14 protein-coding genes are annotated in these 14695 nt (G+C 39.4%); 13 read left to right on the forward strand and 1 reads right to left on the reverse strand.

Annotated features, from left to right (window positions below; translation table 11 throughout):
• The first annotated feature begins 8 nt into the window (after positions 1 to 8).
• From WKT12_RS07930 to WKT12_RS07940, 3 genes are read left to right on the forward strand one after another with little or no spacing between them, the layout of a single operon-like run.
• Positions 9 to 1802, forward strand: coding sequence for a tetratricopeptide repeat protein (locus WKT12_RS07930; RefSeq protein ID WP_340319354.1), 1794 nt, complete (start codon positions 9 to 11; stop codon positions 1800 to 1802).
• Complete coding sequence (locus tag WKT12_RS07935) at positions 1799 to 2635, forward strand: DUF4292 domain-containing protein (protein ID WP_340319355.1); 837 nt, start codon at positions 1799 to 1801, stop codon at positions 2633 to 2635. The genes WKT12_RS07930 and WKT12_RS07935 overlap by 4 nt, the downstream gene beginning before the upstream one ends.
• On the forward strand, positions 2632 to 3942 hold the full coding sequence (locus tag WKT12_RS07940) for a murein hydrolase activator EnvC family protein (protein WP_021970846.1): 1311 nt from the start codon (positions 2632 to 2634) through the stop codon (positions 3940 to 3942). Before WKT12_RS07935 ends, WKT12_RS07940 begins: the two co-directional genes overlap by 4 nt.
• A gap of 225 nt (positions 3943 to 4167) precedes the next feature.
• Here WKT12_RS07940 and WKT12_RS07945 read toward each other — a convergent pair whose 3' ends face one another.
• Positions 4168 to 4344 carry a DUF4250 domain-containing protein gene (locus tag WKT12_RS07945; RefSeq protein WP_021970845.1) on the reverse strand — a complete coding sequence of 59 codons (177 nt, stop codon included), beginning with the start codon at positions 4342 to 4344 and terminating at the stop codon, positions 4168 to 4170.
• 244 nt (positions 4345 to 4588) lie between these two features.
• Here WKT12_RS07945 and purB point away from each other — a divergent pair, with 244 nt between their 5' ends.
• The 10 genes from purB to WKT12_RS07995 all read left to right on the forward strand — a co-directional run bounded on the left by purB (position 4589) and on the right by WKT12_RS07995 (position 14557).
• Positions 4589 to 5935 carry an adenylosuccinate lyase gene (purB, locus tag WKT12_RS07950; protein ID WP_340319411.1) on the forward strand — a complete coding sequence of 449 codons (1347 nt, stop codon included), beginning with the start codon at positions 4589 to 4591 and terminating at the stop codon, positions 5933 to 5935.
• Between the two features lie 66 nt (positions 5936 to 6001).
• Positions 6002 to 7354, forward strand: coding sequence for a pseudouridine synthase (locus tag WKT12_RS07955; protein WP_340319356.1), 1353 nt, complete (start codon positions 6002 to 6004; stop codon positions 7352 to 7354).
• A gap of 20 nt (positions 7355 to 7374) precedes the next feature.
• A complete protein-coding gene (gene asnS / locus WKT12_RS07960) occupies positions 7375 to 8778 on the forward strand; it encodes an asparagine--tRNA ligase (RefSeq protein WP_021970842.1) in 1404 nt (467 codons plus the stop codon).
• A gap of 220 nt (positions 8779 to 8998) precedes the next feature.
• Positions 8999 to 9490 (forward strand): DUF4488 domain-containing protein, encoded by a 492-nt coding sequence (locus tag WKT12_RS07965; RefSeq protein WP_021971067.1) that lies wholly within the window; start codon positions 8999 to 9001, stop codon positions 9488 to 9490.
• Between the two features lie 203 nt (positions 9491 to 9693).
• Positions 9694 to 10155, forward strand: a complete 462-nt coding sequence (gene rplM / locus WKT12_RS07970) for a 50S ribosomal protein L13 (protein ID WP_021971068.1) — start codon at positions 9694 to 9696, stop codon at positions 10153 to 10155.
• 6 nt (positions 10156 to 10161) lie between these two features.
• On the forward strand, positions 10162 to 10548 hold the full coding sequence (rpsI, locus tag WKT12_RS07975) for a 30S ribosomal protein S9 (protein WP_007569886.1): 387 nt from the start codon (positions 10162 to 10164) through the stop codon (positions 10546 to 10548).
• A gap of 188 nt (positions 10549 to 10736) precedes the next feature.
• Positions 10737 to 11573, forward strand: a complete 837-nt coding sequence (gene rpsB / locus WKT12_RS07980; protein ID WP_022232074.1) for a 30S ribosomal protein S2 — start codon at positions 10737 to 10739, stop codon at positions 11571 to 11573.
• Positions 11574 to 11704: 131 nt separating this feature from the next.
• On the forward strand, positions 11705 to 12703 hold the full coding sequence (tsf, locus tag WKT12_RS07985) for a translation elongation factor Ts (RefSeq protein ID WP_340319357.1): 999 nt from the start codon (positions 11705 to 11707) through the stop codon (positions 12701 to 12703).
• A gap of 264 nt (positions 12704 to 12967) precedes the next feature.
• Positions 12968 to 13513, forward strand: coding sequence for an RNA polymerase sigma-70 factor (locus tag WKT12_RS07990; protein ID WP_340319358.1), 546 nt, complete (start codon positions 12968 to 12970; stop codon positions 13511 to 13513).
• Positions 13514 to 13552: 39 nt separating this feature from the next.
• A complete protein-coding gene (locus WKT12_RS07995; protein ID WP_340319359.1) occupies positions 13553 to 14557 on the forward strand; it encodes a FecR family protein in 1005 nt (334 codons plus the stop codon).
• Positions 14558 to 14695: the final 138 nt, after the last annotated feature.

Below are 14695 nucleotides of genomic sequence, written 5' to 3' on the forward strand. Positions count from 1 at the left end.
TCATCGGTATGCGAAAATTAATTTATATCATATCGGCTTGCATGATGGTGATTGTGGCTGCTTGCGGAACTTCTGGCAAGCAGATGAGACAAAAGCAGCAGCAGGCTGTCGCACAAAAGGATCCGCTTACTCCTGAACAGCGGCGGAAGTACGACTATTATTTTCTGGAAGCTGTTCGTATGAAACAGAAAGGTGATTTCGATGCAGCGTACGAGCTGTATCAACATTGTCTGGATATTTATCCGACTTCGGGAGCTGCTCTATACGAGCTTTCGCAGTTTTACATGTATCTGGGGCAGGAAACCAAAGGAGAACAGGCTTTGAAACAGGCTGTTTCTTCTGATGAATCTAATTTCTGGTATAAGCAGACACTGGCTTCTTATTACGAACGGAAACGGGATATTCCGAAGGCTATTGCGGTTTATGAAAACATGGCGGACCAGTTTCCGTCGCGTCTGGAGCCGCTGATGTCGTTGATTGATTTATATAATCAGGCCAAAAGCTATCAGCAGGTTATTAATACGTTGAATCGCTTGGAAGAACTGGATGGAAAGTCGGAACAGATTAGTATGGAAAAATTCCGTATGTTTTTATTGCTGGGTGATCAGGAGAAGGCTTTTACAGAAATAGAAAGCTTGTCGAAAGAATATCCTTACGACATGCGTTACCAGACAATCTTGGGAGATGTCTATCTGAATAACGACAAGCCTCAGGAAGCGCTTGGCGTTTATCAGCGTATCTTGAAAGAAGAGCCCGGATATGCTCCGGCGTTGATCTCGATGGCTTCTTATTATCAGAAAACGGGGCAGGATAGTTTATATCAGGCACAACTTGATACGATTTTGCTGAATGATGATGTGCAGTCGGATACCAAGATGGAAATTATGCGTCAGCTTATCCTTCAGTCGGAACAAGGCTCCAAGGATAGCACGCAGATTGTTTCTTTGTTTCAGAATATCTTGAAGCGTCCGCAGCAGAATGCTGACCTGGCGATGCTGTGTGCACAGTATCTGCTGACGAAAAAAATGGAAAAAGAAGCTGTGCCTGTATTGCATCAGATATTGGCACTTGATCCGGAAAACAAGCCGGCACGTCTTCAACTGCTGAGTTATGCCATACGTGACAATGATTTGGATGATGTAATTCAAATAGCCAAACCTGCACTGGAATATAATCCGGAGTCGCTTGAGTTCTATTATTATCTGGGAATAGCCTATCATCAGAAAGGAGAAACCGATGAGGCTTTGGATGTATTCACTAAAGGTATAAAGCAGATAAATGAAAAGAGTGATAAAAATATTGTTTCTGACTTTTATGCTATACTGGGTGATTTATATCATTCAAAGGAAATGCATGCTGAGGCATATGCTGCTTATGATTCTTCGTTAGTATACAATCCGGATAATATCGGTACGTTGAACAATTATGCTTATTTCCTTTCCGTTGAGCGGAAGGATTTGGATAAGGCCGAAGAAATGAGTTATCGTACCGTGAAGGCTGAGCCGGATAATGAAACTTATCTTGATACCTATGCATGGATTTTGTTCGAAAAAGGAAGATATACCGAGGCACGTATCTATATTGAACAGGCTTTGCGTAATAAAGGAGATGAAAGTCGTACGATTGTGGAACATGCTGGTGATATCTATTATATGTTGGGTGAGAAGGATAAGGCTTTGGAATACTGGAAGAAAGCTGATGCGATGAATGAAACTCCCGAAGATGGCTCTACTCCGCCTACAGAAAAAGAAAAGAAACGTTTAAAACAAAAGATTGCTCAAAAGAAATATATAGCCGAATGATAAGATTGTTAATACGATATCTGTATGTGCTGATAGCTCTTGTTTTGGTGGCTTCGTGTTCGTCTACCCGGAAGATTGAAAAGACTCCTATGGTTGGAGGACTGACAGGGGAGGCATATATGGAGAAAGTTATAGAACTCTCGCCTTCATGGAAGGCTGTGAGCGGAAAAGTTGCACTGAATCTGAACATGGAAGGACAGAAGGATGCAAAAATAAGTGCTACACTTCGTTTGAAAAGAGGTGAGTCTATACAGTTGTATGTGGCCCCGTTGCTGGGAATTGAAGTGGCTCGTCTGGAGATTACTCCCGACGGATTGCTGGCTGTCGACCGTTTAAATAAACGATATGTTAAGGTATCATTCGAGGAGCTTAGCCGTTTGGCAAATACAGAGTTGAGCTTTAATATCCTACAGTCTTTATTTTTGAATGAACTATTCCTTCCGGGAAAAGCGCAACTGGATGTTACTGATGCTAAGTCTTTCCATATTTCATTGGAAGGTGAATATGCTTTGCTGGAGGCAAAACCTGCTAAGGGATTGTCTTATCGTTTCCGTACATCTGCCGATCGTGGCCTGTTGGAGGAAAGTCATATTGGAGTTTTAAATACTCCTTACGCACTTAACTGGAAATATGATGATTTTACGACATTGGACAATCGTTTGTTTCCAAGTCATATGTTGCTTTCTGTAGAAGGGACGGGTAAGGCTCTTACGCTCGACATGAAATTTTCTCGCCTGTCGGTTGGTGGTGATTGGGAGGGACGGACACAATTGTCGTCTCGTTATCAGCAAATTGAATTACAAGAATTGCTAAAGACTTTGTTGAAACAATGAAACAATTACTTGGTGTATTATTGATCTGTCTGTTCTGTGTGCAAGGATTTGCACAGAGTACTCGTAAGATTCGGGAATTGGAGAAGCAGCATGCTGAGTTGCAAAAACAGATTTCTGCATCCGAAACGTTGCTGCAATCGACCAAAAAGGATGTAAAAAGTCAGTTGGATAACTTGGCTTTACTTTCGGGACAGATTAATGAACGCAAAAAGTATATTGAAACAATTGAAAACGATGTAAAGGTTATACAGACGGAAGTTGACCGTTTGCAGGTAGAGTTACGGTCTTTACAGCGGGAGCTGACTGATAAAAAGAAAAAGTATGAACAGTCGGTGAAGTATATGTATCGCAATAAGTCCATACAGGAAAAACTGATGTTTATTTTTTCGGCAGATAACCTGAGTCAGATGTACCGGCGGTTACGGTATGTTCGTGAGTATGCCGATTATCAGCGCTTGCAGGGAATCCAAGTAGAACGCAAGCAAAAACAGGTTACCGAGAAGCAGCAGACATTACTGGCCAGCAGAAAAGCAAAGGAAGAATTGTTGAAGCAGGGAGAAGCTGAAAGAATGAAGCTCGAAGAACAGGAAAAGGACCGTAAGACATTGCTTACATCTTTGCAAAAGAAACAACGAAGTATTCAGTCTGAAATTTCGAAGAAACGTCGTTCTGCCGATCGGTTGAATGCGCAGATTGATCGTCTGATTGAAATAGAAATAGAAAAAGCACGGAAGCGTGCAGAAGAGGAAGCTCGTCGTAAGGCAGAGGCTAAGAGAAAAGCTGAATTGGCTAAAGAAAAGACGGTCGCTGCCGGAGAAAGCAAAAAGAGTACTACGACAAAAACTGCACCTTCGAAGGTGGAAGAGTATAAGGTCGATTCAGAAGACCGTCGCTTGTCCAGTGTCTTTTCGCAAAATAAAGGACGACTTCCAATTCCGATTACTGGACCTTATGTGATAGTGGGACACTTTGGACAGTATCAGGTGAAAGGTTTACGGAATGTACGTTTGGATAATAAGGGTATCGATATAAAGGGTAAAGATGGTGCGCAGGCTCGTGCCATATTCGATGGAGAAGTTTCGGCTATATTCCAATATAATGGATTGTCGAATGTTCTTGTCCGTCATGGTAGCTATATTTCAGTGTATTGTAACTTGTCGTCGGTGTTGGTAAAAAAAGGCAGTGTGCTGAAAGCACGCGATATCATTGGTCAGGTCAATACAGATAAGGATGGTAATACAGTACTTCACTTTCAGCTTCGTAGGGAAACGGAAAAACTGAATCCGGAACTTTGGTTACATCGTTGATCCTTTGATAGTCGGGAATAGTTCTTTTCTTTTCCAGATGAATGCCTTCTTGGTCGTTTATCGATCTGTATGAGGTAATATTGTAATAGATTATAGAGAGATTATATATCTTCGTGTAGCGTGTAGAAGGTGTGTGATCGGAGTATCTGTTTTGATTGCTTCGGCAGTTTGGCTATATATGCTGAGGCTAATAAAACAAATTCTGGTGATATTCTTTATGAATAATCACCAGAATTTGTTTTGTTCAGGATTATATTCAAATCCTACCGCTTTCAGTTTGTTTACGATTTCTTCTTTGTTGACCTGCATGTCTTGGCAAAGTGCATCCAGTGAAGGATAGAAATCACGCAATTTCATGTTGATGAAGCTAAACAGCATCATCGGGTCTTTAGGTAATTCCATATGTTTATTCCTTTTTTTATTTGCGGGTGCAAAGTTACATTATTTTGCGTTTCATTGTTCCGGTTATTAGCAAGATATAACATTGTTCGGTAACTTTTGCATTATTGCTGGCTTTCAATAGGAAATAATTGTAAAATAAATACTAAAGTTTTCTGTGTTACTCCCCTCAACTCGGGAAAAAACATTACCTTTGCACTCTCAATAATGATCATTATATAGACTCAAAAAGTATTTGTAAAACATGATGGAGCTTGATTTACTCACAGCTATATCACCTATTGACGGTCGATACAGAAGCAAAGCCGGTGCTCTGGCTGCTTATTTTTCAGAGTTTGCACTGATGAAATATCGTGTGCGGGTTGAAATTGAATATTTTATCACTTTGTGTGAATTGCCGTTGCCGCAGCTGAAAAGTTTCGATTCGGCGCGTTTTGAATCACTGCGTGATATTTACCGTAACTTCTCGGAAACAGACGCTCAGCGCATCAAGGAAATTGAAAGTGTTACAAACCATGATGTAAAGGCTGTTGAGTATTTCATCAAGGAACAGTTTGATAAATTGGGAGGACTGGAACATTATAAAGAATTTATTCATTTTGGTCTGACTTCACAGGATATCAATAATACTTCTGTGCCTTTGTCTATCAAGGATGCGTTGAATGATGTATATTATCCGCAGATTCAGAAACTGATAGATCAGTTGACAACGTATGCAGAAGAATGGAAAGATATTCCGATGCTGGCAAAAACACATGGTCAGCCAGCTTCTCCGACTCGTCTGGGAAAGGAAATTATGGTCTTTGCATATCGTCTGAATCGCCAGTTGGCTGTTCTGAAAGCATGTCCTATTACTGCAAAATTCGGTGGCGCTACAGGCAATTATAATGCTCATCATGTAGCATATCCGGAGTTTGACTGGAAGGCTTTTGGTAATAAGTTTGTTGCCGAGAAGCTTGGACTGGAACGTGAAGAATATACTACTCAGATTTCCAATTATGATAATCTTGGAGCAATATTCGACGCTATGAAGCGTATCAATACGATTATGATTGATATGAACCGTGATTTCTGGCAGTATATCTCTATGGAATACTTCAAGCAGAAAATCAAAGCTGGTGAAGTTGGTTCGAGTGCAATGCCTCATAAGGTGAATCCTATCGACTTTGAAAATGCGGAAGGTAATCTGGGTATGGCAAATGCTGTATTGGAACATTTATCATCGAAACTTCCTGTATCGCGTTTGCAGCGTGACCTGACCGACTCTACGGTTTTGCGTAATATCGGTGTTCCGTTCGGACATACAATCATTGCAATCCAAAGTTCATTGAAAGGACTTGGTAAATTGCTGTTGAATGAACATAAGATTTATGAGGATCTGGATAATTGTTGGAGTGTAGTGGCTGAGGCAATTCAGACTATTCTTCGCCGTGAGGCATATCCGCATCCATATGAAGCATTGAAAGCATTGACTCGTACTAATCAAGCTATCAATGAGGCATCTATTAAAGACTTTATTGAAACACTGAATGTCAGTGAAGATATTAAGAAGGAATTGCGCGCGATAACTCCGCACAATTATACTGGAATGTAAAATCTATAAAAAAAGTTTAGCCCGAGAAGGGTGTAATTATTAATCTATAAATAGAAAACAACAATTATGGCAGAAAGAGAAAACAGACAGGAGAGTGAAAACACTCAGTCTGGCCGCGATGGTTACAAGTCTTACAACAGAGAAGGTTATAACAGATACAACCGTAATGAGGGAGGTAACAGTTATGGACGTCGTCCGCGTTTTACTCCGAATAATGAAGGAGGCGAACGTCCTCAGCGTTCTTACAACTCTCGTTATAATAATAACAATGGAGAAGGCGGAGAACAGCGCCCGTATCGTCCGCGTTTTAATAACGGCGGTCAGCAGGGCGAAGGTGGTTATCGTCAGCAACGTTCTTATGGCAACCGTCCGTCGTACGATAACAATAATGGTGAACGTTCTTCGTATAATCCAAACTTTAATAATAATGCTCGTCCTCATCGTCCGTATAATTCTCGTTATAACAATAATAATGGAGAAGGCGGAGAACAGCGTCCGTATCGTCCGCGTTTTAACGGTGGTCAGCAAGGTGAAGGTGGCTATCGTCCGCAACGTCCTCGTTTCAATAATGGCGGTCAGCAGGGTGGCTACAATCGTCAGCAAGGTGGTGGCTATCGTCCTCGTACGGCCGATTATAATCCGAATGCTAAGTATAGCATGAAGAAACAAATCGAATATAAGGATATATTGACAGATCCGGATGAGCCGATTCGTTTGAACAAGTTCTTGGCAAATGCAGGAATCTGTTCACGTCGTGAGGCTGATGAGTTTATTACTGCCGGAGTTGTTTCGGTAAATGGGGTAGTGGTTACTGAATTGGGTACTAAAGTTAAACGTTCTGACGAAATTAAGTTCCATGACCAGCCTGTTAATATTGAACGTAAGGTATATGTATTGCTGAATAAGCCCAAAGATTGTGTTACGACTTCTGATGATCCTCAGGAACGTAAGACTGTTATGGATTTTGTAAAAGGTGCTTGTAAAGAGCGTATTTATCCGGTAGGACGTTTGGACCGTAATACTACAGGTGTATTGCTTTTGACAAACGATGGTGATTTGGCTTCAAAACTTACTCATCCGAAGTATCTGAAGAAGAAAATCTATCATGTTTATTGTGATAAAAACGTAACTAAGGCAGATTTGGATCAGATAGTTGCAGGTATTACGTTGGATGATGGAGAAATTCACGCAGATGCTGTTAGCTATGCTTCAGATACAGATAAGTCGCAGGTAGGCATTGAAATCCATTCAGGAAAGAATCGTATTGTCCGTCGTATTTTTGAATCGTTGGGTTATCGTGTAATCAAGCTGGATCGTGTATATTTCGCTGGACTTACTAAGAAAGGTTTGCGTCGTGGTGACTGGCGTTATCTGACTGAACAGGAAGTAAACATGCTCCGTATGGGATCTTTTGAATAATTAGTTAATGAAATAATAACATGGAAACAATTCGTAGAACAAAAATTGTTGACCTTTTGAAGTGCCGTGATTTCGGAACAATGGTCAATGTGAAAGGGTGGGTACGTACTCGCCGTGGTAGCAAACAGGTAAACTTCATTGCCTTGAATGATGGTTCTACTATAAATAATGTGCAGGTAGTTGTTGATTTGGCAAACTTTGACGAAGAAATGCTGAAGTTGATTACTACCGGAGCATGTATCAGTGTGAATGGCGAACTGGTTGAATCAGTAGGATCAGGACAGGCAGCGGAAATCCAGGCTCGTGAAATTGAGGTTTTGGGTACTTGCGATAATACATATCCTTTGCAGAAAAAGGGACATTCTATGGAATTCTTACGTGAAATCGCTCACTTGCGTCCGCGTACGAATACATTTGGAGCTGTGTTCCGTATTCGTCATAATATGGCTATCGCTATTCACAAGTTCTTCCATGAACGTGGGTTCTTCTATTTTCATACACCGCTTATTACAGCTTCCGATTGCGAAGGTGCCGGTCAAATGTTTCAGGTTACTACCATGAATCTGTATGATTTGAAGAAGGATGAGAATGGGTCGATTATCTATGATAACGATTTCTTCGGCAAACAGACCAGTTTGACCGTGTCGGGGCAGTTGGAAGGTGAGCTGGCAGCTACGGCTTTAGGTGCTATTTATACATTTGGTCCGACATTCCGTGCTGAAAATTCAAATACTCCACGTCACTTAGCTGAGTTCTGGATGATTGAACCAGAAGTCGCTTTCAATGATATCAATGATAATATGGACTTGGCAGAAGAGTTCATTAAGTATTGTGTTCAGTGGGCGCTTGATAACTGCTACGATGATGTGAAATTCCTGAACGATATGTTCGATAAAGGCTTGATTGAACGTTTGCAGGGAGTTTTAAAAGAGGAATTTGTACGTTTGCCTTATACTGAAGGAATTAAAATTCTGGAAGATGCCGTTGCTAAAGGGCATAAGTTTGAATTCCCTGTTTATTGGGGGGTAGACTTGGCTTCTGAACATGAACGTTATCTGGTGGAAGAACACTTTAAACGTCCTGTAATCTTGACCGATTATCCGAAGGAAATTAAGGCGTTCTATATGAAACAGAATGAAGATGGTAAGACTGTTCGTGCAATGGATGTACTCTTCCCGAAGATTGGTGAAATTATCGGTGGCTCTGAGCGTGAAGCAGATTATGATAAATTGCTTGCTCGTATCAAGGAATTGAATATTCCTATGAAGGATATGTGGTGGTATCTTGATACACGTAAGTACGGTTCATGTCCTCATTCTGGCTTTGGCCTGGGATTCGAACGTTTGTTGCTGTTCGTTACGGGTATGGCAAACATTCGTGATGTTATTCCTTTCCCGCGTACGCCGCGTAATGCTGAATTCTAAATCGATACCTGTTGTCTATATTGAGGCGAATCTCCAACTGGGGATTCGCTTTTTTATTTTATAATATATAATAAGGAGGGTGCATAGGTTCTTTCTGTTTCGTCTTGAATATCTTTAAAAAAGGTAAAATAAAAAATGAGTATGGAAACTTTTTATAAGATATATTTTATATATTTGTATATCAACTTATTTCTCGTTTAACCTTTTAAATTTATTTGTTATGAAAACACGTTCTTTGTTTCTTTGGTTAGTGTGCCTCTTTTTAGGTGCGACGAATATGTTGGCTCAGGATATTCAGGAAAAAATTCCAACTACATTGAATGGGGTATGGCAAATGTGTTTCTATCGTTCCAGTTCTCCTAATGTTGTAGGTGAGTTGAAAACGAGTAATTCTCTTAAGATTCTTTCAGATGATGGCCGCTTTACTAATCTGGTAATGATGCAGAATGGAGCTATTATTATTGGATATGGAACTTATAAGCAGAATGCTGAGAATGTATATACCGAATATGTGGAAAAGAATTTGCATTTACCGCAGCTGAACGGGGATAAAAATGAAATGCATTTTGAATTGAAGGAAAATGGTAATCTGATGTTTGTAAAATATTATCTGACGGTTGACCGTGATGGTAATAAGATTGATTCTTGGTGTCACGAAATTTGGAAGCGTGTAGTAATGCCTTCTACTTATCCGGAAAATATTGTTCGCTAATTAGCCCTGAGTCAGAGGCTTGGCTGTAGAAAAAAATACTTAAAATCTTTGTCAGTTCGGATAAAAGCAGTAATTTTGCAAGCCGATTATTATCAAATAGTGATAAAAGTTTAATTCTGAATGCTTTAATCCTCTTTGTCCGGGAGGAATAAAGTGTGACGGATTTGTTTTTTAGTAGTTAACATTTTAAAAAAGATTTAAGAGTGGATACTTTAAGTTACAAGACCATTTCTGCAAACAAAGAAACTGCGGCTAAAGAATGGGTCGTAGTTGATGCTACCGATCAGGTGGTAGGTCGCCTCGGTGCTAAAGTTGCAAAGTTGTTGAGAGGTAAGTATAAACCAAACTTTACCCCTCATGTAGACTGCGGTGATAACGTTATTATCATCAATGCAGACAAAGTGAAATTTACAGGAAACAAGTGGAATGATAAAATCTACTTGAGCTACACCGGTTATCCGGGCGGTCAGCGCGAAATCACTCCGGCTCGCTTGATGGCAAAACCGAATGGCGCTGAAAAATTGATGAAGAGAGTAGTAAAAGGTATGCTTCCGAAAAATCGTCTGGGAGCTAAGTTGCTGGGCAACCTTTATGTATATGAAGGTGCTGAACACAAACATGAAGCTCAGACTCCGAAAGTAATTGATATTAACACACTTAAATAATAAAGAATGGAAGTAGTAAATGCATTAGGCAGACGTAAAAGCGCAGTTGCTCGCGTTTTCGTAAGCGAAGGTACAGGAAAGATTACTATTAACAAGAGAGACCTTGCACAGTACTTTCCATCAACTATTCTGCAGTATGTAGTAAAACAGCCTTTGAATAAGCTGGAAGTAGCTGAAAAATATGATATTAAAGTTAACTTGTGCGGTGGGGGATTTACTGGTCAGTCACAGGCTTTGCGTCTGGCTATCGCTCGTGCACTGGTTAAAATCAACCCTGAAGATAAGAAGACTCTTCGTGCAGAAGGCTTCATGACTCGTGATCCTCGTTCTGTTGAACGTAAAAAACCGGGTCGTCCGAAAGCACGTCGTAGATTCCAGTTCAGTAAACGTTAAGAGTTGGTGGAATGTTGGAACGGACAAGTTGCTTATTTTTTTTCAACTTTCACTTTTCAACTCTCAACTAAGAAAGCGTTTAGTATCTAAACCGTCGGGATTTTCCCTACAAGCGTTTGCGGAGAAACTACCCGGCAGTTGGTTCAATTAAACAAAAAAGAAAGTAAACGATTAAAAGATTAAAAACAATGTCAAGAGTAAATTTTGATACTTTATTGGAGGCTGGTTGCCACTTCGGACACCTTAAGAGAAAGTGGAACCCTGCTATGGCTCCTTATATTTTCATGGAACGCAACGGAATCCATATCATCGACCTGAACAAAACCGTTGCTAAAGTTGATGAAGCTGCTGAAGCTTTGAAGCAGATTGCAAAATCAGGAAAGAAAGTCCTGTTCGTTGCTACTAAAAAACAAGCAAAACAGGTTGTAGCTGAGAAAGCTGCTTCTGTAAACATGCCTTATGTAATCGAGCGTTGGCCGGGTGGTATGTTGACTAACTTCCCGACTATCCGTAAGGCTGTGAAGAAAATGGCTACTATCGATAAGTTGACTAACGATGGTACTTATTCAAACTTGTCAAAGAGAGAAATTCTTCAGATTTCTCGTCAGCGTGCTAAATTGGAAAAGAACTTGGGTTCTATCGCTGATTTGACTCGTCTGCCGTCTGCTTTGTTCGTTGTAGACGTATTGAAAGAAAATATCGCAGTTCGCGAAGCTAATCGTTTGGGTATTCCTGTATTTGCTATCGTTGATACAAACTCAGATCCTACAAACGTAGATTTCGTAATTCCTGCTAATGATGACGCTACTAAGTCTGTAGAAGTTATCTTGGATGCTTGCTGCGCTGCAATGGCAGAAGGTTTGGAAGAAAGAAAAGCTGAAAAAGTAGACATGGAAGCTGCTGGAGAAAATGCTCCGAAAGCTGCTAAGAAGAAAGCTACTAAGGCTCGTATGGATAAGGCAGAAGAAGAAGCTATCAATGCTGCAAAGGCTGCCGCTTTCATGGGTAAAGACGAAGAAGCTTAAAATACTTTAGAGTGAGAGTTGAGAGTTGAAAGTTGAGAGTTACTATATAAAGGCAATTCTCAACTCTCTGTTCTCAGCTCTCATTTGCTTTAATATAGATTTATTTATTAACTCAATAAAAAGAAATTACTATGGCTGTAAAGATTGGTATGGCTGATATTACCAAACTCCGTAAAATGACCGGAGCTGGTATGATGGATTGTAAAAACGCTTTGACTGAATCTGAAGGCGATTTCGACAAGGCAGTAGAAATTATCCGTAAGAAGGGACAAGCTGTTGCTGCAAAACGTTCTGATCGTGAAACTTCAGAAGGTTGTGTTTTGGCAAAATCAACTGGTGACTATGCTGCTATGATCGCTTTGAAGTGTGAAACAGACTTCGTTGCTAAAAATGCAGATTTCGTTGCTTTGACTCAGGCTATCTTGGATGCTGCTATTGCTAACAAATGTCAGACTTTGGATGAAGTAAAAGCTCTTCCGATGGGTAGCGGTACAATTGCTGATGCTATCGTTGAACGTAGCGGTATCACTGGTGAAAAGACTGAATTGGATGGCTACTTCTTTGTTTCTGGTGCTTGCACTGCTGTTTACAACCACATGAACAAGAATCAGCTTTGTACAATCGTTGCTTTCAATAAAGTTTGTGACGAAAAGATTGCTCACGAAATCTGTATGCAGATTGCAGCAATGAACCCGATTGCAATCGACGAAGCAGGTGTTCCTGAAGCTGTAAAACAGGAAGAAATCAATGTTGCTATCGAAAAGACTAAGGCAGAACAGGTACAGAAAGCCGTAGAAGCTGCTTTGAAGAAAGCTGGTATCAATCCTGCTCATGTAGATAGCGAAGAGCACATGGAAAGCAATATGGCTAAGGGATGGATTACAGCTGAAGACGTTGCTAAGGCTAAAGAAATTAAAGAAACTGTAGCTGCTGAAAAGGCTGCTAACTTGCCTCAGGCTATGATTGAAAATATTGCTAAGGGTCGTCTGGGCAAATTCTTGAAAGAAGTTTGTCTGTTGAACCAGGAAAGCATTATGGAACCGAAGAAGACTGTAGCTGAAGTATTGAAAGCTGCTGATGCTGAATTGGTTATTACAGATTTCAAACGTTTCACTTTGCGTGCTGAATAATTGTAATAGATTATAATTTTTGTGAGAGGGATGCTTTTTAAGTATCCCTCTCTTTATTTTGGCGCTGATCATTTTTTAGTATGATATAATTTAATGAAGAATCTTGTCTTTAATTAGTATGGCGCACTATTGAAAAGTTATAATAGTTTAATTTGCCTTTTTTGAAAAGAATTAAAGATTTCTTATTTGTTAAAAATGTTGTAAATTTGTCAGATATAGACTCCTTAAATTGTTCTATTTGTTTCGGAATTTAAAATTGAGAGAATGATTACGGGTGATGAAAAAACAGATAAATTCAGAAAGTTCTTCTTGGAGAATTTTCCTAAAGTGAAGGCTTTTGCATGGAAGTTGCTGAAATCAGAGGAGGATGCAGAAGATATAGCCCAAGATATATTCGTAAAATTATGGGCACATCCGGATTTGTGGGTTGAACGTGAAAAATGGGATAGTTATCTGTTTTCTATGCTGAGAAATCATATTTATAATTTTCTGGAACATAAATCTGTTGAGGCTCATTATATTGAGAGTGTTACAGAAAATATGCAAGTATCTTTGTCGGATTTTGATGAAACTGCTGATAAGTTGTATGCAAAAGAAATCAATATCTTATTAAAAATGGCTCTTGAACAAATGCCTCCTCAACGTAGGAAGATTTTTATGTTAAGTCGTAAGCAAGGTCTTTCTAATCAGGAAATTGCAGATGAATTAAATCTTTCTGTTCGAACGGTAGAACATCATTTATATTTGGCTTTGCGGGAGCTGAAGAAAAATATTTTAATTTTTTTGATATTTTCATTAAGTAGTCTGTAGGAGCAAACTGTCTTTTATTAAAAGCCAATAAGACAGTTTATGGAAAACTACATAAGAAAAATATTACAGAATTTTGTTCGTTTTCAATACTCGGATTCTTTAACGAAACAAATACAGCATTGGCTCATCGGAAAAGATAATTCGGATTTGAAGGAGCAAGCCTTAAAAGAAATTTGGGATACAACTGAGGCAAAAGCCGATTCTCAGACAGAATTATCTTTCAGTCATGTATTGCAGCGTTTAAATGTAGCACAGCCTGAAAAGTCCAGGAGTATTCATTTCCCTTTATGGAGATATGCCGCTGCTGTAGCTATATTGTGTGTTTCTGTAATAACAACCTTTTGGTTAACCAAAAACACAGTCGAAAGCAAAAGTGTTTTGATGGTGGAACAATATATAAAAAAAGGAGAAACAGGAAGTATTGTTTTACCAGATGGAAGTACAGCACATCTTAATTCCGGTTCTTATATTTTATATCCTGAGAATTTTAAAGGAGATACACGCGTTGTGTATTTACTTGGTGAAGGAAATTTTCAAGTAGCTAAGAATCCAAATAAACCTTTTATTGTTCGCTCAGCTAATTTATCAGTAACAGCATTAGGAACAGAGTTTGATGTTAGGGCGTATCCTGAAGAAGGTGAGATAATAGCGACTCTATTGAAGGGAAAGGTCAAAGTTGACACAGGCTCGGATACGATAAACTATATTCTTTCTCCCGGTGAGCAAGTGATATATAATAGAAAAACCTCTCAGAGTGTATTATTGTCCGCCAATATCAACGATGTAACAGCCTGGCAGCGTGGTGAGATTGTATTTCGAGGTTGTACTGCCAATGAAATATTCCGTGAGCTGGAACGACGTTACGGTATAACATTCCGTTGTAATCCGGAAATATTTAATGATGATAAGTACAATTTCAGTTTTAAGAAAAATGCCGATTTTAAACAAATCATTGAAGTCTTACAAATTGTAATGGGAGGATTTGATTATCAATTATGTGATGATATATGTTACGTTAAATCAAGAAAAAAAATGGACTATTAATTTAAAATTATTTATACGATGAAAAAAAGTACCCGAATCCGGGGGCCACCGAATTCGGGTATGAAATGCCTTTAGTAATCAAGCAATAAGCTTATAACTTTAAGAATGAGATAATATTATGAACTTAACACTAAAAAC

Origin of the sequence: Phocaeicola sp. HCN-6420 (assembly GCF_037890145.1) — a bacterium.
Taxonomy (GTDB): domain Bacteria; phylum Bacteroidota; class Bacteroidia; order Bacteroidales; family Bacteroidaceae; genus Phocaeicola.